Raw genomic sequence first — 25205 nt, 5'->3', positions numbered from 1 at the left:
AAACGACTCCGGATGGAGTCGTTTCGATGTTCTTAATCAGGCACTAGCTGTGCTTATGCTGGTCACGACGACAGCGTTTGTCGTAGTGGCGCACCCACCAGTATTTATCGCAGACTTCCTCATGTCCGCTTACGCGCGCCCCGGCGAGCCACAATACTGCACCGAGGAAGATGCTCAATACCGCGCCATGCGCGAAGTATTGTGGGAGATCAAGCTGCGGCAGTTGGTTTAAAATGGAATAACCTACGCCGACTACCATCACGAACAGTCCCAACCCCATTAGCACGTTACCGAGCATCGAAGCGTTTTTGCGTTTCATATGTCACCTCCGGAACTTTGGGTTGTCAGGGGAAAAGCCCCTAATCCTTGTGTGTAAAGTATAGACAACGCCCCTTTTATGAGTTGCGTGAATGATCACAATTACGGATAACGCACAAACAAAAGTTTACAAATAAGGCGTTGAACAGCTTGAAATTCTAATTGTTCAGATGAGTAATTATTCGAATTTCGCCGGGATAACCGCAGAATTTTGTCAAGCGGCGCGCCAGACAGTAAACTACGCGCCAGATCTGGAACCCATTAGGAATTGAATCGTGACGATTAGACTGATTGTCGGCCTCGCCAACCCGGGCGCGGAGTATGCGGCCACCCGCCACAACGCCGGAGCCTGGTACGTCGATCTGCTGGCCGAACGGTTACGTGCTCCCCTGCGTGAAGAACCTAAATTCTTCGGCTACACCTCACGCATCAACCTTGCAGGCGCGGATGTTCGCCTGCTGGTGCCCACCACCTTTATGAACCTGAGTGGTAAAGCGGTGGCGGCAATGGCAACGTTTTATCGCATCAATCCGGATGAAATTCTGGTGGCTCACGATGAGCTGGATCTCCCGCCTGGCGTAGCAAAATTCAAGCTGGGCGGCGGACACGGCGGTCACAACGGTCTTAAAGACATCATCAGCAAGTTGGGCAATAACCCGAATTTCCACCGTTTGCGCGTGGGAATCGGCCATCCGGGCGATAAAAACAAAGTTGTCGGTTTCGTGCTCGGTAAACCCCCGGTTTACGAACAAAAACTGATTGACGAGGCGGTAGACGAAGCGGCGCGCTGCACCGAAATCTGGCTGCAAGACGGCTTAACCAAAGCGACAAATCGCTTACACGCTTTCAAAGCGCAATAATCCGCCCGATACGGCTTTTTTACCGCGCGTCATGCGGGTTACGTGTATAATAGGCGTAGTTATTTACTTTTCATCAATCGGTTATCGTTAACCGATTGATTATCAAGATATTAAGGTGATTTAGAAATGGGATTCAAATGCGGTATCGTCGGTCTGCCAAACGTGGGCAAATCCACCCTGTTTAACGCGCTTACCAAAGCGGGTATCGAAGCGGCGAACTTCCCGTTCTGTACCATCGAACCGAACACCGGCGTGGTGCCAATGCCGGACCCGCGTCTGGACCAGCTTGCGGAAATCGTGAAGCCGCAGCGCATTCTGCCAACCACCATGGAGTTCGTGGACATCGCGGGCCTGGTGAAGGGTGCCTCCAAAGGCGAAGGTCTGGGTAACCAGTTCCTGACCAACATCCGTGAAACCGAAGCGATCGGCCACGTTGTGCGCTGCTTCGAGAACGACAATATCATCCACGTTAACAACAAAGTGGATCCGGCTGACGATATCGACGTTATCAACACCGAGCTGGCGCTCTCTGACCTCGACACCTGCGAACGTGCAATTCACCGCGTGCAGAAGAAAGCGAAAGGCGGCGACAAGGATGCGAAAGCGGAACTGGCTGCGCTGGAAAAATGCCTGCCACAGCTGGAAAATGCGGGCATGCTGCGCGCGCTGAAAAACCTGACTGACGAAGACAAAGCGGCGATCAAATACCTGAGCTTCCTGACCCTGAAGCCAACCATGTACATCGCCAACGTTAACGAAGACGGTTTCGAGAACAACCCGTACCTGGACAAAGTCCGTGAAATCGCCGCGGCGGAAGGTTCTGTGGTTGTGGCGGTTTGCGCAGCCGTTGAGTCCGATATCGCCGAGCTGGACGACGCCGACCGTGAAGAGTTCATGGCCGAACTGGGTCTGGAAGAGCCGGGCCTGAACCGCGTGATCCGCGCAGGCTATGAGCTGCTGAACCTGCAGACCTACTTCACCGCTGGCGTTAAAGAAGTGCGTGCGTGGACGATTCCTGTGGGTGCGACTGCGCCTCAGGCGGCCGGTAAGATCCACACCGACTTCGAGAAGGGCTTTATTCGTGCGCAGACTATCGCGTTTGAAGACTTCATTACCTATAAGGGTGAGCAAGGAGCGAAAGAAGCAGGCAAGATGCGTGCGGAAGGGAAAGATTACATCGTTAAAGATGGCGACGTGATGAACTTCCTGTTTAACGTTTGATTTGTTTTGAATGAAAAAAATCCACGCCAAAGCGTGGATTTTTTTCGAGATAAATTTCCCTGATAGTATTAATTTAAAAAATACCTTCTTTGAGAGGATGATCTTTTATTCCTCCCCAAGGGTCATCTAGCAAAAACTTAGCAGCAATAGCTTCTTTTGCCGGTACAAGAGTGAAATTATAGTAAATTTCATCTCCTTCACAAATCTCATAAAAGAGTGAATAAACTTTTTCGTTCACATCTATATTTAAATCGAATTTCTCAGTTGCAGAAGCGATTTGCAGCTTATCTTTATCCGTAATGAAAAATGGCACAACAATACAGCGCTGAGCATTTTCATCCATTTTGAAAGCATTATCTTTCTTGATATTGACGTTTGCTCCAAACGCGTCCTCTGGTAATGGATCGAATATAACATAATCCTTGTGGAGAACAGCACCTTGAGAAACATTGCCTTTTCCGCACTGACTCAGTTTTTCGTCATAATCTCGGGATCGTATCACTATTTGACTATGCGAAATCAGCAGATCAACTATTTGTAGTTTTTTATCATTCATTACACTACCTCGACTTTTATTATCGTTCTAACTGGAAGTTCTGATAAAAGTTTACCAATACTTGAACCTGTACTACAGTTACTGCCCTTCGCTATCCGTCATTCGCTCCGACGTGCCGTTGGGCAAACAGTGGAATCAGAAGATCTCCGTCGCTTCAAGGCTGACAATACGGGGCAGCAAACTTTATTATTTGGATAGCTATGGCTAAGAATATGATGAGCCTCATATTTAGTGTTATGATTGTATTAAGCCACAAAAGCCTTACTTTAAAATGGCTTTATCAGATTCTAATAAGATGGCGCCATTCTTGTTATCACTTTTTTATCCAAGTCTAAAGAATAATGCCAATCATACCAACCATTTATTTTTTCCGAAAAGGAGCAGACAATCAAAACCTCTTTTTTATCGTTTAATGTCAAATAAGAAAAAGACGCACCTTCTGGAGGCGTAAATGTTGAAAGCAAAGTCCCATCAATATTTAAAACAGTTAATAACATCGGTAAGGGTAATGGTTTACTCAATACAAAAATGATTTTTCTCTTTTCATCTATCATTGCCAGATCTAAATCATCTATACCGATAGTGACTTTGTGTGTATTATATATCCAATGCAATTCATTTTTTTCTTTATTACAGATAAAATTATTAATCATGTTAATCTCATTTCATAAATTAGGGCTTGAGCAACGACTCGTCAATAACTTCCAAATAATTCATGCGTTCTGCAGGTGGCACAGCCATTTCGACTTGTGAACCGCCACCAGGCAGATATACATTCGCACCTTTATCAACTTGAGGTCCAACCGCACCAATTTTAACTGGTAATGGTTTCTTAACTTCATAAGTTATTACTCTATCAATATCCGGTTTCCATTCCATCTTCACAGCGAGCTCATTTCTAACATATGAAGCATTAGGAATATCGTCAAATGTAGCAAACCCTCCAGGTCTCGTCGCTGGCTGGCCTGGAGATACGGCCATTTTTACTCGAGTCCCTGGGACTAATGTTGCATCTAAAGGAGGCTCATTTAATGGCCAAGGCGATTGTTCATTAACTAATTTTTTATAAGCAGAAGCCGCTTCAGTTGATGATTTGAAACGACCTTTATGCTGCCGCTGAAAATCATTCCAAGTATTAGTTCGCCCACATCGTAAGCCTAATGGATCTGCCCACCCCAGCGCATTCGGCGCATACTGGTAAAGGTTTATCCCCCCCGCCAGCCCTATCGGGTCCTGCTGCGTAAACCTTCCGCAATCCGGGTCATAATACCGGAACAGATTGTAGTGCAGCCCTGTCTCACGGTCCAGGTATTGCCCCTGCATACGCAGGTTCTGAGAATATCCTGATACTTGCGTCTCGCTTTCCCGCAGCAGCTTGCCCCAGGCGCTGTTGACCCCTTCCCAGCGCACCTGCCCTTCGCTATCCGTCATCCGCTCCGGCGTGCCGTTGGGCTGGCAGTGGAACCAGAAGATCTCCGGGTCATCAGCGCCGTCAATACGCGCCAGCGGATCGTAGCTGTCCTGATCGCTGTAGACGTAGGTCAGCGGTACATCCCCGTGAACTTCCTGCAGCAGGCGGAACCCTTCCCAGACAAACCGCGTGGTGACAGGCTTACCGGTTGGCTGGCCGCCCAGCATCTGGCGGCGCGTTTTGCTGATGCGTCGCCCGAGCGGATCGTAGCGGAAGCTGACCTGCGTCTGCGGCCTGTTGCGGTCCCGCGGCTGGCTAATCACCTCCGTCAGACGGTGCTCGCCGTCGTAGCGATAGTGCCAGCGGGTCTGGCCGTTATCTTTCTCCACGGTGCGTCCGTGGACGTCATAGCGCCAGCGAATGCCGTTCAGTTGCGTCAGGCGGTTGTGCGTGACCTTCTCAGCAGTTCCTTCGAGCGGGTTACCGGCAGCATCCCAGCGCCACTGCTCCTGGCCGGGCAGCGTACCGTCCTGAACCAGCAGACGCCCGGCGCTGTCGTACTGCCAGCGGTACCAACTGAACGGGTTATCGTCCCGCTCTTCGCGAACCAGGTTATTACGGTAATCGTAATCCCAGCGGCGGGACCAGCGGCGCGGCGACGGACGCTGCGCATTGCCGGTAAAGACGTCCCGCCGATGCAGTCGGCCCAGGCGGTCGTATTCGCTGCGGGTGGTCAGCAGCCCCTGCGTGCGGCTGGTTTCACGGTGAAGCTCGTCGCGGGTAAAGTCGGAGACCGACAGCTTATCGAGAGCAATGCTGAGCAGATGCCCGCTGCCGTAGTAGAACTGTTTCAGCTCGCGGCCATCGGGCAGCGTGACGGAAGTGCGGTTGCCCAGCGCATCATATCCCCACGCCAGCTCACCATGCTCGCTCGCTTCGCGCGTAACGCGACCAAGCGCGTCATACTCAAAGGCAAGCTCCTGCTCCGCCTCGGTGGTCCATGCGTCGGCTGAAAGCGCCGGATGCAGCCCAATCCGGCTCAACAGCCCGGACGGCGTGTAGTGGTAGCGGGTCTGCCCTTCTGGCGTGGTGCGGGCGACCAGCTGGCCGCTCGCGCTCCAGGCGAAGGCGTGGGTGATGGCCTCCGGATGGCCGGCGGCATACGTGCGCGCTATCGTGCGTCCGCAGGCGTCATAGCGATACTGCGAGGCCACGCCATCAAGCCCTACCTCTTCCAGCAGCAGCGAGTCAGCGCCCCAGCGGAACTGGTACGCTTCGCCGTTTTCGTTTTCCAGGGCAATCAGACGCCCGCGGCTGTCCCAGCGGCGACGGACCTCTTCACCCTGCGTATTACGGGTGGCGGTTAAGCGCCCCGCCTCATCGTATCTGAACTCGCTCTCTTTCCCGTCGGCGCCCGCGTGCCTCACCGGCAGGCCACGTTCGTTCCATTTAAGCGACTCCGTCCAGCCTTCCGGACGGTCGAGCTGCACCGGGCGCCCTGCGGCGTCGTAGCGGTAGCGCGTCTCTTCACCGTCGGCGCCAGTCTCAGTCACCAGCCAGCCCAGCGGGTGATAGCGATAGCGGGTAATACGCCCGGAACAGTCCGTCGAACGCACGACCTGCCCGGCCTCGTTGTACTCCTGGTAGCGGCTGTTTCCGGCGGCATCGACCTCTTCAACGACCTGGCCGAACTCGTCCCGGCGCAGCTGCGTCGTCTGCCCCAGCGGATCCAGCACGCGCTTCAGCCCGTGGTGTTCGTCGTACCAGAAGCGGGTGGCGCTGCCGTCGGCTTCGATAATGGCCGAGGGAAGCGCGCGGTGCTCCAGCCAGGTGGTGGTGCGGGTATTGCCATCGGCGTCGGTCTCCTGAACCCGGTTGCCCATTTCGTCGTAGACGAAGATGACGGCATTGCCGAGCGGATCGATACGGCGCGTCAGAAGCTCGTTATCGTCCCACTCGTAGCGCCAGTTTTCACCGCGCTCGTCGACGTAGCGCACAATCAGATTCTGTGCGTTCCAGTAGTGGCGTCGCGTCTGGCCGTCGTAGTGCTCGACGGTCGTCAGCCCCGCGTCTAAATCGTAGCTAAAGCGGCAGCCATCGCCGGTGCTGGTGCGGTTTTCCACCACGCGCCAGTGGTCGAATTTTTGCCAGCGGTATTCGCTCTCCAGCCCCCCCGGCAAGCGGTGCCAGACCATCAGGCCGTGGTCGTTGTAACGGTATTCACGCGTCACCACGCCGGAGGCATCCGTCGCGCTCGCCAGCTGGCCGCGCGCATCGTAGCCCCACTGCATCAGCGGCCAGGTTTGGTTGCCGTCGAAATGGCTGGCTGCGGTAACCCGCTGCGGGAAACGTTCATCCTCATAGCGCAGGGTGACGTCGATAGCCCGCGGCTCGTCGTGAAGACCAACCAGCCTGCCGTGCTCGTCCCACGCCGTCAGCAGCGCGTTGCCGTATTCGTCGCTGAGGGAGGCCAGACGCAGGATAGAAGGATTCGCGCGGGTCGGTTTGTACAGACGCCACACCGCGCCGTCATCGTCGGCAATCGCCACGTCGCCGCTCTCATTGCGGCGGATAATGATGCCTTCGCTGATGCTGTAAAACGCCTGGTCGACAGGCGGCAGTTCAAAGCTCAGCTCGCGCCCGGTTTCATCGAACCAGGTCGCATTGTTATCTTCCAGCGTCAGATAGCTGTCAAAAGTTGTAGCCCAGCCCAGACCGAACAGCCCTTCGCGGGTGGTCAGGCTGTTATAGCTGCGCTGCCAGCGCAGCGGAAAGCGCCCCGGCAGCGAGAAATCGAGCTCGTCGTCGTCATTCAGCACCTTCACGCCGGTGGCGGCGTGAACCGGGTGCGAGGAGCCAAACACGGCATTCACCGCCATATCCGCCAGCATCCCGCCGCCTGCCGCCGCCAGCGCACAGGGCATGTTTTTCAGGATCTTGCCCGGACGCCCGCGCAGCAGGGAGAGCGCAATCATCCCCAGCGCCAGACCCGGCGTTTTACCGCTTTTGATATCGCGGACCGTGAGCGTGTCCCCGCCGATGATCACATTCGGGGAGACGTCGTCCGAGACGGTGCCTTCGCAGGTGGTGCGATCTTTCGCGCGCACCGCAGGCTGGCCGTTGATGAAGACGCTTTTGGAGCCTTCCGCCAGATACTGCGGCCCGGAGTGTTTTTCACACGCCACCTTGTCTTCTTCCAGCGGCGAGGTTCCCGCAGCGGCAGAGGCCACGCTCGGCTGCCACATTTCGCTGCCAAACTGTCCGGCGGCGGAAAGCAGCATGCCCGCGTAATCGGCAAAGCTGCCCGGCGACTGCGGCTCAGGGGGCGGGGTATCGGCGGGCGTGAGCGTGCCTGCCGCGCGCGCGGCAGGGATTGCGTTGGTCAGAACGTTATTCGAACCGGTGGTGATTTTGCCCGCAGGCGACGGCGGGAAAAGCGCATTACCTAGCCCCTCAGCGGCGTTGCTAATATCGTCGGTGATCCCCGCCACGTTCGCCAGCACACCACCGATAATTCCGCTTAACAGACAGCTGGATCCAATCGCCGCCACGCCCGCGGCGGCGGCTCCGGCACCGAGGAGTGGCGCGGACGCCGTAGCCGCCAGCCCTACCGCCGCGCCAATCACCGCATAGGCGGCACCTTCCGCCACAATGCTGGTGATGTCAGCAAAAATGCTGGAGTGAATAATCTCGTCGCCCTTACGGGCCGCGTTGTTATCGCTCATGCCTTACACATTCCGGTTGTCGTTTAGCGTCAGACTCTGCTTAAGCGCGCTCCAGCGCACCTCGTCCTCTTCGGTAAAGGCTCTGAGTGCCGAGAGGGTAAAAATCATCAATACCGGTTTGCCCGGCGTCTGCACAGCCAGCTGTTTTTGCCACAGACGCTGCCCGTTGCGGTCAAAAGTGGTCTCGACTTCCAGTCCGCTAATGTTTCCGTCTGGCCCGGCTTTTACGCTCCGGAACTCGCTCTGGGCAATCTCACCCATCTGAGGACGCAGCACATCCCACTGGCGGTGAAACTCTTGTTCGTAGTCGCTGCCATCGGGAATCACGCCGCGGCTGACCACCACGGACAGCCCGCTTTCGTCATCGCGAATGATGTTCATGCTGTTATCCTGCCAGGCAGCAGGAAATAGGGAAAACGAACCTTCCTGGAGGGTGTATTTCATAAGTGAACTCGGGATGATTAATATCAAGAAAAGTGAAGGCAAAAATAAAGGCCAGAGAACACTGACCCTTTAGTAATAAATTCTACTTATTAATCCATTGACCTGACTGATCAACTAAAATATCACCACCCTTACTGACTACCAATTTCAATGGGTTATAGGTAACCGCATAGGTAATTTCGCCATTTTTAAATAAGGAGCCAATTACTTTTCCTGTCGCATCGTTTAAAGTCTTCCCATTTAAAGAAATTGTACTATTGTCACCTTTTCTAATTCCAAGATAAAACATATCATTGCAGTCGCTTTCAAACGAACCACATTTATTTACTAGAGTAATGTTGAATTTATCGGTTTCAAAAATTCTTTTTTCGGACACCGGCGACTTTAACACTTTTGTTAGTTTATAATTCTGCGGAGCATAATATTCACCTTTCTGTGGCGGTGTAATTAAAGTCCAGATCATTTTATCACCAACAACTTCCAGTTTCGCATGTCCCTTTTCACCACCAAATGAAGAGTTAAATTCCACATTTGCTCGATTTTCAGCAATAACACCCTTTAGATTATTCTCATCATCTGGGGGACAGTCAATGCGGTTACCGTTTTGCGTAACATAACAATAACTACCATTCACATTTTGACCAACTTGAGTTAATCGTAAAGTCAGTGTTGACTCATTTTTTTGTTCTCCGCTCCACTGACCAGAAAACAAATCTTTAGCTATTACATGACCACTATTAAAACCTGCAACCATCAATAGCATTACTAATTTTATATTCATTACAAAGCCACCTGTGCACACCGATCAACTCGATTTAACCAACCTGTCAAAAACTTAGCATTTTTTGAGTTATTTACCACAAGATTTTCATAATATTCTTTACGAATGTCCGCTATTCTGGAGGTAAGCTTCGCTGAGTCGCTTACGCTGTTCATTGCGTCTATAGTCTTAGGCCCTATTTTCCCATCTGCAATCAACTGCTGGCCAAACTCATTGTTCAGCAATTTTTGGATTTGTTTACCGGCTCCGCCGGAGGTTATGGTCCAATCATAAGACATTAGTGCGAGTTTAGGATCATTAAGATTGTTAAACCCAGACGGCTCCCAGTAACGTTTACGGTAAATTGTCTCAGCTTGTTCATTGGTTAAATTTTTTAGGTTATCCAATGTGGGTTCAACACCAAGATCTTCCTTGGCATATTTCTGCCATGTTTTCCACGCAATTCCTTTATTGGTAGCACCCCCTGCGTCGTTAGGGTCATTAACGTATCCTCCTTCATTTTGGAAGATAATAGGTGAGATCTTTGAAAACTTGTCCTCACTTTGAGTCGGTGTTGCTGAAGTGGCATTACTTACTGTGGCTTGAGGTGCTGGTTTCGTTGCAGACTGTGATGGCACAGGAGACGCTCCTGCCCCTTTCTTGCTTTGTTCCGGCGAAAACTTCGCCTGCACCGCCGCATCAATATCCCCTTTATGCCCTGCCCCCGGCGCCGTTGTGCCCGGCTTAGTGCCAGAGGTATTCAGATGCAGCTTACCGCCCGTGGTGATATAACCATCCCCTTCCACGAAGAAGTTAAACTCTTTGCCGATCAGGTTAATCTTGCCGTTAGCGTTAAGCTCTATGGCGCTTTCACCTGAGACCAGCCGCAGCTTCGTCCCGGATGCAATAACATACTGCTCGACCGCCGCATCCAGCTTGCCTTTCCCCGTCAGGATCTCGGTGCCACCTTTCACGGCCTGCGTCTGGTTCGCTTCTACGCGATGCAGCTCATTTTTCTTCACGTAATGGCTGCGCGCCCCGCCGACGCTGTGCGTTTCATCATTTTTAACGCTGGTGTCCATGTTGCGCTCGGCCTGGATCCACACCTGCTCTGCACCCGCTTTATCCTCAAAGCGCAGGGCGTTAGCGTTGTCCACGGAACCGTCTTTCGTGCGGCTCATAAAGCCCATCTGCGTTGCCGCTGCCGGCAGCGCCCACGGCGGCATGCTCGCGTCGTTGTACACACGACCGGTAATAATCGGACGGTCCGGGTCGCCGTTGATAAAGTCCACCACCACCTCGTCGCCGACGCGCGGGATCTGCACCCCGCCGTAGCCCTGGCCCGCCCACGCGCTCGACACGCGCACCCAGCAGGAGCTGGTGTCATCGCCCTTCGCCAGCCGGTCCCAGTGGAACTTCACCTTCACCCGGCCATATTTATCCGTCCAGATACTCTCCCCCTTCGGCCCCACCACCTTCGCGGTCTGCGGGCCGTAGGTGCGTGGCCACGTCGTGGACTGCGCCGGGCGGTAAACCACCGCCGACGGAATGACCGTGAAATCGGTACGGTGTATGGTCTCCCCCTCGCCGCTGGCGTAGCGGTTCTCCTCGAAGTGGTAGCCCGCCGCCGTCACCAGATACTCCCCGTTGTCGCTGAAGAACGGCGCGTTGGTTAACGTGAAGGTGTGCCCTGGCGCTATCCCCGCCGCCGTGGCGGTGGCCTGAATCTGCTGATGCTCCACCTGCCAGCGCTCCTGACGGATACGGGCATAGAACTCCCCGTGACCTTTGTCCACAAAGCGACCCGGCCAGTCGTACACGTCAATGCTGCCCGGCTTCGGCGACGCCGGGTTCTGCTGGGCCTGGAAAAGCCACGCGTTCGGCTTGCGGAAGTCATAGTCGTCGAGGCTGTAAATCCCCGGCGTCACGCTGTCCTCCAGCGCCCACTGGCTGATACCCTCTTCATCCGTACTGCCGCCGGACGGCGTCTGGTGGTAAGGAATGACCTCATAGCCGCTGAACGGCTGATGCTGCGTGGCGGCATCGGTGAGCACAAGGGTGTGCTTGTCCGCATCGTGTCTGAAGTGATAGGCAATCCCCTCCAGCTCCATCAGGCGGCTGATAAAGTCCAGGCTCGACTCCTGATACTGCACGCAGTAGTCCCACACCCGGTAGCTGCCGGTGAGCTTATCCTCGGCGTTGACCTGATGCTCGCCCAGCAGGGTTTTCACAATCTGCGGCACCGTCTGCCCCTGGAAAATACGCAGGTTACGGTCGCGCTTCATCGGCCACAGGTCCGGCTCCACCGTCAGCTGGTACACCGCATAGCGGGTGCCCGTCAGCTCAACGGCGCTCACCGCCACGCGGGTAATCTTGCCGTTAATATAGCGGGAGGTCAGCAGGCTCTGCGTCGGGATGGTCACCGTGACCGGCTGGCCCAGCAGCTTACTGCGGTCAATGCGCGCGTCCGTGCCGAGCACTGTCAGCGTCAGCGCAAACGACTCGGACATCGCCTCGCGGCCCGTCAGTTTCCAGAACAGAAGCCCCTCCATCGGGAGCTGAACGGTAATTCGGTTGAGCATAATCTTTATTCCATATTGCTTATGCGATTCAGAAAAGAGGTTCGCATCTATGCATGAGCGTCATTTATATATCAAAGTGAATGAGTTTTTTCTCTTTTGCCCATTACGTAAATGAGAGAATATATCTTCAGAAACTCCGAGATAACAAACAACCCTAAATTCACCCACACATTTGAAATACCAAACACACTTATCAGAAGTGGGAAAAGAGAAACCGAACATCTGAATGAAATGAGACGAAAGACTTCCTGAATAAGGGCAAACTTAATCGCAACATTTTTTCTCTTAAAAAACAGCCAGGCCGAAGCAAAAAGAGAAAGCAACAAAAGCAAATCAAATATAAAAAAGAGGGTTACGATAAAGCTGTAACCGCCTCCTGAAATGACATCTGAGTTCCCTGTGAACGCGATTATATCTGAAATGAAGGGGATCCTGTTCTGGCGAAGTGAATTTATAGAGTAAAGCAAAAGAGCCAGTACATCCATGCATCCCCAGAAATACCATAATTTATTTTTTAAATTCATAATCTTCTTCTCTGACTCCAGGTATCCATTGCCATGATTTACCACTTACTGCCCAGGCATCATCGCTCTCCAGGTATTTCTGATAAATGGATCGTTGTTCTCCGAATCGTCTAATTACAGATTTTTCAGATATCAACGCGCGTGATACTCCGTCCAGGTCTGCGGGTAGTGCTGTCCAGCGCTGGATTTTGTCGCGCGACGTATTCATGTAATCTTTACCGTCCGATCCAAATACTCTTCCCTCATCCCCCATGCTCGTCAGACGATTAATCGCCATGATCACAACATTTTTTGTGCCATGATAATCATCTTCCACAGTTTTCCAGTAACCTGGCCCATAGTGAGCAGTCAAGGGAATAAAAGCATCACGCGTTGGGGCTGGTTTTCCAAATAGAGCGACATTGTTTCGGTAACGTTCGAGGATGTAACTCACGAAAGCTGAGCTGTACATCTTCTCATCTACACAAAACAACTCTCCTGACTCAGAGATGAAAAAGGGATATATGGCTTTTGTCCGTTGACGGTGGTCTGTTAAAACGACTTCTCCTGAGTCAATTAACCGTTCAATTTTACTAAGATTTTGTGCGTAGAGAGGATCAAACACTGCATTAGGATTAAATTCGAAGCGACGTCGCAACGTTAAACCATCAATGCTGTGAAATGGATTTAAAGCACCGCGCACCACAACAAATTCACGCCCTACGTCGCTCCGTGCATAAACAGGAGAGACAATCTTTTCGAATTCCTTTGGATGAAGCCTTTGGCTTCGAAGATCGTACACTTCCATAGTTTCTCCTGTTTATATTTCTACGGATTCACCAGCCAGGTGCCCGGCTTGGCAATCTCCAGCGTCTGGCCACGCGTTCTTCCGTTGCCCTGCAGCTCAATCTTCGCCTCACCGGCCGGCAGCTTGAGCGATGCATAGCCGTTAGCTCCCGGGCGCAGCGCTTTTGGCTCACCGTTAACTTTCAGCGTTTCGCCGTCGAGGATCCGGATATAGACCAGCGCAATCGGGCTCGCGGCAGGCGGTGGCGTCTGCTGTGCCGTCGCCGGTTCGCTCACCGTCGCCGTTTCTGGCTTCACCTCTGGCGCGTTCGCGGCAGTTTCTGTCGGACGCGTCTCTGACGGAGCCTGGGCAGCCTGCTCAGGCGCATCATTCCCACCGCTGAACAGCATCGCCCCGGCGACAACGCCCACCAGCACGCCCGCGGCAACCATGCCCGGGATCTTATAGCGACGCCAGTCGAGCACCGAAGCTGGCTTCTCTTCCTCAACAGGAACCAGCATGGTGCCGGTCTTTTTGGCGGTGAGCACGTCGTTGATCCCGGCGACCGGCATCTCAATCAGCGCCGCGAATTCGTCGATAGACTGCGGACGATCCTCCATGTGCAGCGCCAGCGCGCGGTCGATGGCCTGCAGCAGCGGGATGGAGTAGCCCTGCGGCATGATTTCCACCAGCGGCTTACAGGTATCCTGGATGGAGCGCACCACGCTGACCGGCGGCGGAGAACCCACAATCAGGGTACGCAGCACCGCGCCGAGGGCGTAAATATCCGTCCACGGCCCCTGCTCGCTCTCGTTGTCGTCGGTGTACTGCTCAATCGGCGCAAAGCCGGGGCGCAGCATGGTTTCCGTTTCGTCGGAAAGGTTGCCGATGGTGCGGCGCGCGGAGCCGAAATCGAGCAGCACCGGCAGGCCGTTATCCTGGATCTGAATATTATCCAGAGAGATATCACGGTGCAGATAGCCTTCGTCGTGGATGGTCTTGATCGCCCCGAACAGCATCGGCAGCGTGCGGCGGATCCAGGCCTCGTTGATCAGCTCCGGTTTTTCTTCGCGCAGGCGTGAAAGCGTGGTGCCGCTATAAAACAGCGTCCCCATGTAAGCCGTGTCGTTTTGCACCCAGAAACGCAGGACGTGCAGCAGGTTCGGGTGGTTAAAACGCGCCAGCAGACGCGCTTCCTGAATAAAGCTGTTCAGGCCCGCGGAAAATGCTTTGCCAAAGCGCTCGCTGCGCAGCACCAGGGTCATGTCGTCGCCGCGCACGGCGAGCGAGGAAGGCATAAATTCTTTGATAGCGATAGTGCGTTCGAGCTGGTGATCCCACGCGCGATAGACAATGCCAAAACCGCCGCCGCCGATCACCTCTTTGATTTCAAACTCGTTGAAGCGGTACCCGACCGGGAGCGCGTTTGGGACAGTCCGATTGTTATCATTATCCGTCATCTTTTACAGTTCTCTTGATGATTATTACGCGGCAAACTGACAGTGAAACTCGCCCTGCTCGCAGGTGACATGCAGGCGTCGGAACTGCTCGTCGCTGCGGCTGGCGGTAAGTAAGATCTGGCTCATCTGAGGCAGCAGGGTGTTAGTCAGAATAGCATCCACCATGCGGCCACCGGACTCCACCTCGGTGCAGCGCTGAACAATCTGTTCCACCACGCTGTCGTCAAACTCAGAAATAATGCTGTGATTCTCTTCCAGACGACGCTGAATGCGCTTGAGCTGCAGGCGCACAATCTGCCCGAGCATCTCGTCGCTGAGCGGGTAGTACGGCACCACCAGCAGGCGGCCCAGCAGCGCCGGCGGGAATACTTCCAGCAGCGGCTGGCGCAGCGCGCCGCTTAACGCGTCAGGCTCCGGCATCAGCTCCGGATCGGCGCACATGGCGCTTATCAGCTCGGTACCCACGTTGGACGTCAGAATGATAATGGTGTTACGGAAATCAATGTGGCGCCCCTCGCCGTCCTCCATCCAGCCTTTGTCGAAGACCTGGAAGAAGATCTCATGGACGTCCGGGTGCGCTTTTTCAATTTCGTCCAGCAGCACCACGCTGTAAGGGCGACGGCGCACGGCCTCGGTTAACACGCCGCCTTCACCATACCCTACGTATCCCGGAGGCGCACCTTTTAAGGTGGAAACGGTGTGCGCTTCCTGGAACTCGCTCATGTTGATGGTGATGACGTTCTGCTCGCCGCCGTACAGGGATTCCGCCAGCGCCAGCGCGGTTTCGGTTTTCCCGACGCCGGACGGGCCGCACAGCATAAAGACGCCCACCGGTTTGTTCGGATCGTCGAGCTTCGCCCGCGAGGTTTTCACGCGGCGGGCAATGAGATCCAGCCCGTGACGCTGGCCGATAACGCGCTGGTTCAGCGTATCGGCAAGGTTCAGCACCGCGTCGATCTCGTTTTTCACCATCCGGCCCAGCGGGATCCCGGTCCAGTCAGAGACGACTGCGGCGACCACGTTTTCATCTACCGCCGCAAACAGCAGCGGCTCGTCACCCTGTAAGGCGTTCAGCGCCTGCTGCTGCTCCGCCAGCTGGCTGCGCAGCTCGGCGGTCTCTTCCTCGCCCGCCGCAAACAGCGCGGCGCGCAGGCGGATAATCTCCTGCACCAGGCCGCGCTCGTCTTCCCAGCGCCGGGCCAGAGCTTCGCGTTTTGTTTCATACGCGTCGCGCTCTGTGATTAATGCCGTTACGCGCTCTGCGTCACCGGCGCCGACGCGCGCTTCGCGTTCAGCAATTTCAATTTCCACGTCCAGCGCGGCAAGATGGCGCAGGCAGTCTTCCAGCTGCGCCGGCGGCGCGCTCTGGCTGACCGCCACGCGGGCACAGGCGGTATCGAGCAGCGCAACGGCTTTGTCCGGCAGCTGACGCGCCGGAATGTAGCGATGGGACAGCTTCACCGCCGCGCTGACCGCTTCGTCGAGCAGCAGGACCTGGTGGTGCGTCTCCAGCGGCGACACGGTGCTGCGCAGCATCAGAATCGCTTTCGCTTCGTCCGGCTCGTGAACCTGTACGGTCTGGAAACGACGGGTCAGCGCCGGGTCTTTTTCAATGTACTTTTTGTATTCCGCCCAGGTGGTGGCGCCGATGGTGCGCAGCTGACCACGCGCCAGGGCCGGCTTCAGCAGGTTCGCCGCATCGCCAGTCCCCTGCTGGCCGCCTGCACCAATCAAAGTGTGGATCTCATCGATAAACAGAATAATCGGCGTGGCGCTGGACTGGACTTCGTTAATGAGCGCCTGCAGACGGGCTTCAAACTCACCTTTCATGCCCGCGCCTGCCTGCAGCATGCCGATATCCAGCAGCCATAGCTGAATGTTCTGCAGCGGCTCCGGCACGTCGCCGTCGGCGATACGCAGCGCCAGTCCTTCAACGACTGCGGTTTTGCCGACCCCGGCCTCCCCGGTCAGCAGCGGGTTGTTCTGGCGGCGGCGCATCAGGATATCGACCATCTGGCGGATCTCCTCGTCGCGCCCGACAACCGGGTCAATCTTCCCGTCGCGGGCACGAGCGGTCAGGTCCTGGCCGTACTGGGCCAGCGTACCCTGAGCCGCCGGGACCGCACCCGCCGGTGCATCGACGGCGGCAGCGGCCTGCTGCGTCTCTTTACTGTTGCCACAGATGGCGTCGAACTGCTCAATCAGCACTTCGACGTTAAGGCGGGTGAACTGCGACGAGATGCTTTTCAGCACGTTGGCCAGATTCCAGGTCTTTAGGATGCCGATCAGCAAATGGCCGCCGCGAATGCGGTTGACGCCAAACTTCAGCGAGCCGAATACCCAGGCGCGCTCCACGGCGCTGTCGATATGTTCGGAGAGATCGGAAACGGAACTTGCGCCGCGCGGCAGAGCGTCCAGCGCTGCCACGATATCGCGCGTTAGCTGCTGTTCGTCGAGGGCAAAGTGGCGGATGACCTGCTGCAGATCGCCATCCTGCTGCTGCATCAGCTGATGCAGCCAGTGCACCAGCTCAACGTAGGGGTTGCCGCGCAGCTTGCAGAAGGCAGTCGCGCTTTCCAGAGAGGTAAATAACAGCGTATCCAGTTTGCCGAAAAGCACGGCACGGCTAATTTCTGACATGTTCGGTTCCGTTGATAACAATGCGTTAGAAAAATTTATCGCTCTGCGCGATACACCAGATCGCCACGCGGGACAGGCTGCGGCTGATGCCCCAGCCAGGTGTTAAAGCCTAATCGCCCGGCGCTGCCGAGCGTGGTACCCTGCACCGCGTCTTCACGCAGGATCACCCGTGTTTCCCATTCAAACTCAATTCCCGCGTACTGGCGCACCCAGTCGCGCAGCTCGGTGACCCACGCTTCGCCCGGCAGAAAGCGGTTGTACTCCTCCGCGCTCAGCGGGCCAATCTCGATACGAAACTTATGCTGCACGTCGCGGACGGCGACGCCGAGAAAAGCGGATTCCCCCATGCGCGGCATGCAGCGTCCTGCTCCCAGCTGCGCCTGCTCGCGGGTGGAGAGCGGCATCCACTGCGGCACGTTGCTCACCAGCTTAACCGGCGCTTTAAAATAGCTGCGCAGGATCTTCTCCAGCCCTTCCGGATCCCGCCCGTGGCGGGTCAGGTGCCCGGCGTGGGTAAAGCGGGCATGGGCGCTCAGGCTGCCCTTGTTCATCTGACCCGGCTGTCCCATTCCGATCAGCGACGCCAGGTAGCCCTCAAAGCGCTTATTGTCGGCGCGATCGAGGGAAACGGCAGGCTGCGCATCCGCCCAGGCGCGGTAAAACAGCAGCGCAAGACGATGATGGAACAGATCGGCAAACGCGCTGAGGCTGGTGTCCTGATGATGATGAATCCGCTCGCGGGCGTACTCGGTCATATGCACCGGCAGCGGGCCGTTCGGGCCAAACAGGCCAAAGCTGAGGATCGACACCTCATGCAGCCCGCTTTCCTCACGCTTTCGCACCTGGGCCAGCGTCGACGGCGCAAAGCTCATTGAGGGCTGCTGGCCAATGCGCAGCGGCTCAAATTTCGGCAGCGGCGCGCGTCCCAGCGGGTAGCGCTCGCCGCCCTGGGCATCAATGCGCCTTAACAGCTGAAACAGATCGTAGCGCCAGGGCGTCTCGCGGACCCCGTGCCAGAACGTATCCGGCAGCTTCGTCAGGCGATGCACGCGCAGCGGTGCGGTGGCAGCGTCACTCATACCAGCGCCCTTTTACCCATGCGCGGCGCCCAGTAGCCTATCTCGCCGCGCTGATGACTCTTCAGGGTGAACTCGGTGAAGCTGTTGATGGAGACCAGACGGGCAAAAAGGCGCTCCATCACGCTGCCGAAAAGCCACGGGCTGGCGCCGGAAAACGCCCGCTCGTCCACCGTCAGGGTGATGCCAATTCCGCGGGCGAAAACGACCGGGCCGGGTTCAGGCACGCGGCGGTGTACCGGCTCCAGCACGCAGTGGCGAACCCCCTCCACCTGACGCGCAACCGGCGTTTCGGCCAGGTTGGCGTACAGACCTAACAGCTGGCGCAGCGCCGCTGCCCCCTCTTCATTTTCGCTGTCCATCAGGCTGAGGTAGTTCATCTGCAGCTGGCTGATGAGCCGCCAGGTGCTGAACCCTTCCGCCAGCGCCGGACGCGGCGGCGTCGGGCCTTTGCGCAGGGTTAACCCCTTCACCGGCATGGAGTCGGCCATAATGAACTGCCCGAGCTCCTGCTGGAGCATCAGCGGCAGGTCGCGGCTGGTACAGAGCACCTCGGCAGAGATGTAGCGCAGGTTTTCCTGCCACGGGGCATGCTGTTCATCCACCAGCGAGACAAAGACCTCCGAGCCGATATAGCCGGTACGGGTGCCGTAGCGCAGGGCGTGCTCGGAGAGCACGCGCTGTTCCCGGCGCAGGGAAAAATAGGCCCCGTAGTTACCCGCGTCGCCGCTCCAGGTGCTCCAGAACGGACGAAACGTCTGGTCGTCGCGCTGGCCGTCGGCGCTGCCAAAAATTTTATTTACCGCATAAATTTCGTAGTCCAGCGGGCGGATGTTATCGACCACCAGATGGTATTCATGCTGGCCTTCATTCAGCTTCTGCCGGGCCGCCACTTTCGGGAACAGGTTGATGACCGGCGTGCAGTGCAGCGCCAGATGGCTGGCGTCGACCACGCGCTCCAGCTGTTCATCCGACTTATCCAGCAGAATGAAGATATCGAAGGCTTTTTCGTTTTCGCAGCGCTGGATAAGCGTGCTCAGACCGCTCAGGCTGATAAAGCGGAAGCGGGCCGGAAACGCAAAATACTCCTGCAGCAGACGGTAGCCGTCAAAGTTGCGCAGATCGTCCGGGAGGAGCGCCTGGTCCGGCGCAAAGCCCTCCTGACGCAGCGCATCCGTTGCCAGCAGCTGTCGCTGCGGCTGCGGGCTGACCGTCTGGCAGACGATCCCGGCGTGGTGCTCCATCACCAGCTCCAGCAGCTTCAGCGCCTCAATGTCCGGGCCGCTGAGGAAAAACTCCAGCCGGTCAAAATTCAGGTGCCCGAGGTTTTGTGGGCCGTCACAGGCAATGCGGATCCGCAAGGCGCTGTTGATCCCCCGCTGGCTTAAGCCGAGCTGCGCCAGCGGCAGGTCAGCGGGCACGCCGCCGAGCTCCACTTTGTCGATTTTCAGCGGCAGCAGATTAACCTCGTGCGCGGTGGTATAGCTGCAGGTTACGCCGGTCTTTTTCAGCGCCAGGCTGTCCATCATGGTGCCGCGCGGCACAATAAAGCCGTTGCTCAGATCGCCGCGGCTGCTGTCGGGCTCAATTGCCGCAATCGCCATGGAAGGGGTGGGCGCGAGGTAGTTCGGCGCGATCATCTCCAGCAGACGCTGGGAGAAGCGCGGAAACTCCGCGTCCATTTTCATCTGCACGCGGGAGGTCAGAAACGCGAAACCTTCCATCAGGCGTTCGGTGTACGGGTCCGCCACTTCGATGCCGCGCATGCCCAGCCGCCCGGCGACCTTCGGATAGCGTTCGGCAAACTCGGCCCCCATTTCGCGCAGGTAGGCCAGCTCACGGTTGTAATATTCGAGCAGTTTACTTTCCATGATTACCCCGCATCTTTCAGTTCAAAATGGCCGTTTTCCAGATCGACATCGGTGCGAAACAGAAACTCCAGCGGGTACGGCACACACCATAAGCGCCCTTTAATCTCGATGGAGAGCACGTTGTGCAGATCCAGCGAGGAGGTATCCGACACGCAGCGGACCTGCAGCCCCTGCGGCAAAATGCGCGGTTCAAAATTGATGATGGCCTCGGTGAGCTTGCGCTGAATATCGTGCCATTCGATGTCCGACATTCTCTTCCCGGCGAGCGGCGCGACGCCGAAGTTAACCACCGAGCGGCTCACGTGCGGTAGCGCGCTTAAATCGCCGGAGGCATCGTGGTTGATGGTGTTAAACAGCCACTGCAGATCCCGCAGCACGTTACGACGCAGCGCGGCGTGGGTGATCAGGTTGCTGTTGGCCGGCTCGCGTTTTTTTTCCGGATCGTTATCGGTGAGGCGATCGAGCAGCGAAGGCTGCATTTTGTCGCGCGCCCCCACCTTCTCCTGCCTGCTGCGGGCTTGCCAGCCGCTGCGCAGCAGATCGCCTTCGCCAGCGGGATTACTCATCGGCTCCATCCGTCGCAAACGACACGAGGCTTAACGACAGCAACGGGCTTTCGCTTTGCTCGCTGAGCCAGGCTTTCTGGCCCATCCCTTCGTACAGGGTGCCGTCCTCATCGAGCGGCTGCCACTCGGTAGTGCGGCCCAGTTTGATCGCATCCGACGCATCGGCAGCAAACGGGTAACGCGCCGGGATCTGACATACCTGTTCCGTACCGTCAGTCAGGCGCACCAGCGCGTGACGCCAGACCAGATCGGTTACGCTGGCAGGCGCCTGGAAACGGATCTCGGCGATAGCGTTAAACGGCAGCCAGAAATAGCGGCCGTTCACGATGGTTTCGCACACCGGGCCGAGACGGGCATCGCCGTCCATCAGCCAGTCAAACGCCTGAGCCTCATCGTTTTCGAGGGTGATGTGACCGGGAGTGGCCTGCGCCTGGTCAAGCGCTTCAAGGCGCAGCGACCGGGCACGCTCGCCCTCCTCGCGGAGCGCCGCGGCCAGGGTGGTCAGCCACGGCCACTGCGTTTCAGGCATGGCCGGACGCGCCTGCCCCGCCATCACCTGCGCGCGCTGCAGCTCGCCCTGAATGGACTGCTCCAGCAGCGTGACGGTGGGTTTCGCCTGCGGCTTCAGCGCCAGCCAGCTTTTCAGCTGGGTCAGCGCGCGCGTCCCGTTGCCGCTGAGGATTAAAAACTGCACGAACGCGGCGCGGAGGTCTGCATCTGCCGGACGGGCTTTGATCTCCGCTTCAAGACGCGCCAGCGCGTCGTTGAGCGTTTCACCCGCCAGGTGTTGATAGAGCGTATTCATAGCCATTCCTTAATTCGCCGCGCGCCAGGCGCCCACTGCCGGATCGCGCAGCTGAGGACGCAGGGTATCAATCAGAACGATATTCAGCGGGGTGCCTGGGGCAACCCAGGCGCTCCAGGTTTTCTTCACCGCCGCAATACGCGCCTGCAGTTTTGCATCGTCGCTGGCGGTCTCGCGGGAAATTTCTACCGCAACCGTGCCGTTGCTCTTCCAGCTGTTCAGGGTGCTGTCGTAAGGCAGGATCATCCAGCTCTGATCGCTGTCTGGCGTGCTGAATACCATGCGCTCTTTATTGACGGAGGTGATCAGCGCGTTTTCCGGATCGGCGCTCTGATTCAGCCCCATCACCGGGAAGCCGTGAATGTACGTCACCGCCATCTCTTTCTGCCCGCCGTTGCGGGACTGAGAGATAACGGTGTGACCGCTCAGCCAGCTGCCGTTACCGCAGCGGGTAGTATCAGAATCCGGAATAAAGAGCGCCGGAGCGGACGCGCCGCCCTCCCAGAAGGTGCGCAGGTGGCAGCCATCCTGCAGGGTAAACTCCTGCCACGGCGTGCGGTCGGCGGCAACGGTGCGGGAAGCCACGTTCTGATCGGGTGGCAGTAACGCGCCGCTGGCTGGGGTTGCGGTGACGGTCTCGGCAGGCGCGGCCTGCTGCTGTTTCACCACCAGCGCCCAGTCCTGCGCTTTAGCTGCCGTGCCCTGCGCCAGCGTCGTCCCCTCGGGATCGTTGAGCGTCCAGCTGAGTTTATTCACTTTGCTGCACTGGTGTTCCAGCAGCGAGCCAAGGCGCGGCACAAAGTTTTCCAGCACGGAGACCTCTTTCTTGCCGTTCGCCACAATGCGCAGCGCCACTTCTGGCTTACACCAGCTCTGCGGGGTGTTGTCTTTGATGTTGTCGATCCAGATATCCAGCTTCTGCGCAGGAGACTGCACGATGCGGAAATTTTCAGCCTGCGCGGTGGAGGTCGCCGCCAGAAGTGCCAAACCCGATAGCCAAAGTTTCATATCGTTCCTTGTGTGTCTAATCAGTTCCGCAGGGAAGAAATTGTGCTGCATCAGAGAGGGTGTGCAGCAAAGTGGTGTCCTGAGGGTTGCCCATCCATACCGCCAGGGCGGTATAGTTATCCTGCGCATTCCCCTCCTGCTCGCCATTCTTTTGAATGATTTGGTTCATTAAGGTCAGCCACTCCTGCGGCGTATTGACCATGTGCAGCGACTGCTTCATTTGCTCTTCGCTGACGCCGTGCCAGAACCCGTCGGTGCAAAGTAAAAAGGCATCGCCGTCTTCTACCTGCACCACGTCGCTGTAGCTCGCTTCCGGTCCGCCGTTTTCAATTCCCAGCGCCAGATAAAGCAGGTTGCTGTTGAGATCGTCCGTCTGATGCCCGGCATCCTTCATCTGCTGCACCAGACTGTGGTCCGTAGTGACGTGCCACAGCCACCCCCGGCGAAACAGGTAGAGGCGGCTGTCGCCGGCATGCGCCCAGTACGCCAGCCCGTAATCCCGGTCAATGAACAGGCTGACCAGCGTCGTGCCCATCCGGCGATAGTCCTGAACGGCCTGCTGTTCGCTCAGAATGGTGCGATTCGCCGTCTGCACGTAGTCGCGGATATGCTGCGCGTTGAGGTGCTTGTCGCCATCGAAGCGGGAGATAATGCTGTTACGGGCCAGTTCCGCGGCGACTTCCCCACCGGGCAGACCCGCGATGCCGTCGCAGACGACAAAGCAGGCCGAGCGTTCCCCTATGGTTTCTCCCGTCTGATCCTGGTTGCTGGCGCGCGTCCCCTGGCGGGAGAGAGAAGCGGTTGCGATATTCATTTGTCTTCCGATCCGCTCTGTGAGTCTTTGTACTGATTCACCTCCATGTCATACGCATGAAGGAAGGCTTCGCCGAACAGGGTGTGGAAGTCATCCTCAATCTCGCCCGCCGTCTCGCCATAGCTGCGAACAAAATAGTCCCACAGGGCGGCTTTGCGGCTGCCCGGCAGCGCCAGACGCGAGGTCATGCCGTTCTGCTTCGCCTGCTCCTCCAGCTGTTCCGGGTTAAAGGACTGCAGCATCGCGGCGATGATGGCGCGGATACCGGAGATCATCCCCAGCTGGTGCGCCTGCAGGTCGATCAGCGCGTCGCGCACCGATTTGGTCGGCGGCATAAAGCCCGGCATCGGGGTGCCGAACATCTGAATTAAGACGGTTTTCCCGGTCGGCAACAGCTTGAACGGGTTGTTGGCATCGTCCAGCACCATGGTCATATCGGCTTTTACGCCGCGTTTCAGGATGGAGCGCGACGAGAGCAGCGCCACTGTGCCCTGCGAGAACATGCCGAGAATCTGCCCCAACTGACGCATATTTTCCCGGTCAAACTGCGGAACAGGCTGCATTTCGCTCAGGCCCATACCTTCAAGCAGCGCCTGCAGCAGCTCGCCCTGCAGCACTTCACCCTTCTCGCCATTATTCGGGCTGGCGGTTGGGGATGCCGCGTTATTGACCGGGTCGATGCGCAGGCGCCCCTTCGGTGCCTGAGCGCTGCTGCGCGCAACGGCCTGCGGCGTAGGCATGGTGAAGCCTGCGTAATCCGGCCGTGCAGGCTCTTCTTCACGCGGCGTATCCTGCGGCTCTGGGGCGAACAACGGAGAATCGGCAAGCACGTCCTCTTCCTGCTCCGGTTCAGGCGTTGGTGCTGGCTTTTCGTCTGCAATATCATCCGGGTGGGTTAACGGTGCTCCGCCCATCAGCCCGAGCGGGTCATCATTGCGCGCGGCTGGCGCGCTGGCCTTTCCACCGAACAGCGCCAGCGGGTCAAGCTCGTCCGCCGCGTCTTCTTTAGGGGCGGGTTGCCCCTCAACCGGCGGCACCAGCGTGGAAGGCGTCACGTCGTCAAAAATGCTCTCTTTTTTGAACAGCGCTTCGTCGCTGAACAGCGTGTCCGGGTCGACGTTCTTGCGCTCAAGCGCTGGATCGCTGTCGTTGAACATCGCCAACGGATCTTCGGCATTACGCTCCGGCGCGGCGGGCTGGGAGAAGGGATCCTGTGAGGCCGCAGGCTGCGGTTTTGCGCGGTTGCTGGAGATGCTGTCGGAGATGGAGAACTCCTGCATCAGGCTGTCCCAGATTTCGGAAGGCACGGCGGTCGGTTCCGCCTTCCCGCGTGGCGCGGGGTTAGCAGGCTTCGCTTGCGCTGCGGGCGCAGCGGGTGCGGCTGTCGGACGCGCCTGCTGCTGCATGCTGGCCGCCATACGGCTCACCGGCTGTGTGTCGTGGATCAGTTCGGTCACTTCGATACGGTAGTCATCAATACCGAGAATGTCGCCATCCTGCAGTTCAACCTGACGTCCGCGCTCCAGCGGAATATCGTTTAATACCACGCGGGTGACGCTGCCACGGTTGGTGACACGGCATTCTCCCTGAGCGTCAACGTGGACAATGGCCTGCAGACGCGAGATGGTGCGGTCATTGTCCGGCAATACCAGATTGTTATCCGTACCGCGCCCAATGGTGCCGCCCGGGGCGTAAAAATCACAGCTGCTTTGCGGCGGCTGATGACCGGGTTTCGTAGAAATAATCGTGAATCGCATGGCGTATTCCTGCTGGTATGATTAGCGCTCAAACGCTGCCG

General features: G+C 57.1%; 20 protein-coding genes. 2 read left to right on the top strand and 18 right to left on the bottom strand.

Annotated features, from left to right (window positions below; genetic code table 11):
* Positions 1-43: 43 nt before the first annotated feature.
* Entirely contained in the window at positions 44-319 is a 276-nt protein-coding gene (ychH, locus tag APT89_RS03115; protein WP_028013466.1) for a stress-induced protein YchH, read from the bottom strand.
* 274 nt (positions 320-593) lie between these two features.
* Between ychH and pth the strand changes: the two genes are divergently transcribed.
* Positions 594-1178, top strand: a complete 585-nt coding sequence (gene pth, locus APT89_RS03110; RefSeq protein ID WP_060571732.1) for an aminoacyl-tRNA hydrolase — start codon at positions 594-596, stop codon at positions 1176-1178.
* Between the two features lie 126 nt (positions 1179-1304).
* Positions 1305-2399, top strand: a complete 1095-nt coding sequence (gene ychF / locus APT89_RS03105; protein WP_003856650.1) for a redox-regulated ATPase YchF — start codon at positions 1305-1307, stop codon at positions 2397-2399.
* Positions 2400-2472: 73 nt separating this feature from the next.
* Here the strand turns inward: ychF and comJ are convergent, their stop codons facing one another.
* From comJ to tagH, 17 genes are all read right to left on the bottom strand, one after another.
* On the bottom strand, positions 2473-2955 hold the full coding sequence (gene comJ, locus APT89_RS03100) for a competence protein ComJ (RefSeq protein ID WP_041909565.1): 483 nt from the start codon (positions 2953-2955) through the stop codon (positions 2473-2475).
* A 287-nt stretch (positions 2956-3242) separates the two neighbouring features.
* Positions 3243-3608 (bottom strand): hypothetical protein, encoded by a 366-nt coding sequence (locus APT89_RS24325; protein WP_071993716.1) that lies wholly within the window; start codon positions 3606-3608, stop codon positions 3243-3245.
* 19 nt (positions 3609-3627) lie between these two features.
* Positions 3628-8091: an RHS repeat-associated core domain-containing protein gene (locus APT89_RS03095; RefSeq protein ID WP_060571731.1), complete on the bottom strand. Its 4464-nt coding sequence runs from the start codon at positions 8089-8091 to the stop codon at positions 3628-3630.
* A gap of 3 nt (positions 8092-8094) precedes the next feature.
* Positions 8095-8535 (bottom strand): DcrB-related protein, encoded by a 441-nt coding sequence (locus tag APT89_RS03090; protein ID WP_041909563.1) that lies wholly within the window; start codon positions 8533-8535, stop codon positions 8095-8097.
* Between the two features lie 82 nt (positions 8536-8617).
* Positions 8618-9316, bottom strand: coding sequence for a hypothetical protein (locus tag APT89_RS24440; protein ID WP_041909562.1), 699 nt, complete (start codon positions 9314-9316; stop codon positions 8618-8620).
* Positions 9316-11877 (bottom strand): type VI secretion system tip protein TssI/VgrG, encoded by a 2562-nt coding sequence (tssI, locus tag APT89_RS23770; protein WP_060571730.1) that lies wholly within the window; start codon positions 11875-11877, stop codon positions 9316-9318. Before tssI ends, APT89_RS24440 begins: the two co-directional genes overlap by 1 nt.
* Before the next feature lie 71 nt (positions 11878-11948).
* Positions 11949-12401: a hypothetical protein gene (locus tag APT89_RS03075; RefSeq protein ID WP_041909560.1), complete on the bottom strand. Its 453-nt coding sequence runs from the start codon at positions 12399-12401 to the stop codon at positions 11949-11951.
* Positions 12385-13188 carry a hypothetical protein gene (locus APT89_RS03070; protein ID WP_045630818.1) on the bottom strand — a complete coding sequence of 268 codons (804 nt, stop codon included), beginning with the start codon at positions 13186-13188 and terminating at the stop codon, positions 12385-12387. Before APT89_RS03070 ends, APT89_RS03075 begins: the two co-directional genes overlap by 17 nt.
* A 20-nt stretch (positions 13189-13208) precedes the next feature.
* Entirely contained in the window at positions 13209-14627 is a 1419-nt protein-coding gene (locus APT89_RS03065; protein ID WP_041909558.1) for a serine/threonine protein kinase, read from the bottom strand.
* A 24-nt stretch (positions 14628-14651) separates the two neighbouring features.
* Complete coding sequence (tssH, locus tag APT89_RS03060) at positions 14652-17267, bottom strand: type VI secretion system ATPase TssH (protein ID WP_060571729.1); 2616 nt, start codon at positions 17265-17267, stop codon at positions 14652-14654.
* Positions 17268-17302: 35 nt separating this feature from the next.
* Positions 17303-18346, bottom strand: a complete 1044-nt coding sequence (tssG, locus tag APT89_RS03055; protein WP_060571728.1) for a type VI secretion system baseplate subunit TssG — start codon at positions 18344-18346, stop codon at positions 17303-17305.
* Positions 18343-20214 carry a type VI secretion system baseplate subunit TssF gene (gene tssF, locus APT89_RS03050; RefSeq protein ID WP_060571727.1) on the bottom strand — a complete coding sequence of 624 codons (1872 nt, stop codon included), beginning with the start codon at positions 20212-20214 and terminating at the stop codon, positions 18343-18345. Before tssF ends, tssG begins: the two co-directional genes overlap by 4 nt.
* Positions 20215-20216: 2 nt before the next feature.
* A complete protein-coding gene (gene tssE / locus APT89_RS03045; protein ID WP_028013485.1) occupies positions 20217-20780 on the bottom strand; it encodes a type VI secretion system baseplate subunit TssE in 564 nt (187 codons plus the stop codon).
* Positions 20773-21585: a type VI secretion system accessory protein TagJ gene (locus APT89_RS03040; RefSeq protein ID WP_041909547.1), complete on the bottom strand. Its 813-nt coding sequence runs from the start codon at positions 21583-21585 to the stop codon at positions 20773-20775. The genes tssE and APT89_RS03040 overlap by 8 nt, the downstream gene beginning before the upstream one ends.
* A 9-nt stretch (positions 21586-21594) precedes the next feature.
* The gene (locus APT89_RS03035) at positions 21595-22593 is read right to left on the bottom strand and encodes a hypothetical protein (RefSeq protein WP_047364890.1); all 999 of its coding nucleotides are present in this window, start codon (positions 22591-22593) and stop codon (positions 21595-21597) included.
* Positions 22594-22609: 16 nt separating this feature from the next.
* Complete coding sequence (locus APT89_RS03030) at positions 22610-23407, bottom strand: PP2C family protein-serine/threonine phosphatase (RefSeq protein ID WP_023336024.1); 798 nt, start codon at positions 23405-23407, stop codon at positions 22610-22612.
* On the bottom strand, positions 23404-25164 hold the full coding sequence (gene tagH, locus APT89_RS03025; RefSeq protein ID WP_060571726.1) for a type VI secretion system-associated FHA domain protein TagH: 1761 nt from the start codon (positions 25162-25164) through the stop codon (positions 23404-23406). Before tagH ends, APT89_RS03030 begins: the two co-directional genes overlap by 4 nt.
* Positions 25165-25205: the final 41 nt, after the last annotated feature.

It is taken from the genome of Enterobacter sp. 50588862, assembly GCF_001462935.1.
GTDB classification, from domain to species: Bacteria; Pseudomonadota; Gammaproteobacteria; order Enterobacterales; family Enterobacteriaceae; genus Enterobacter; species Enterobacter bugandensis.
Note: the sequence above shows the minus strand (reverse complement) of the source record. Positions and strands in the feature narration are given on the sequence as shown.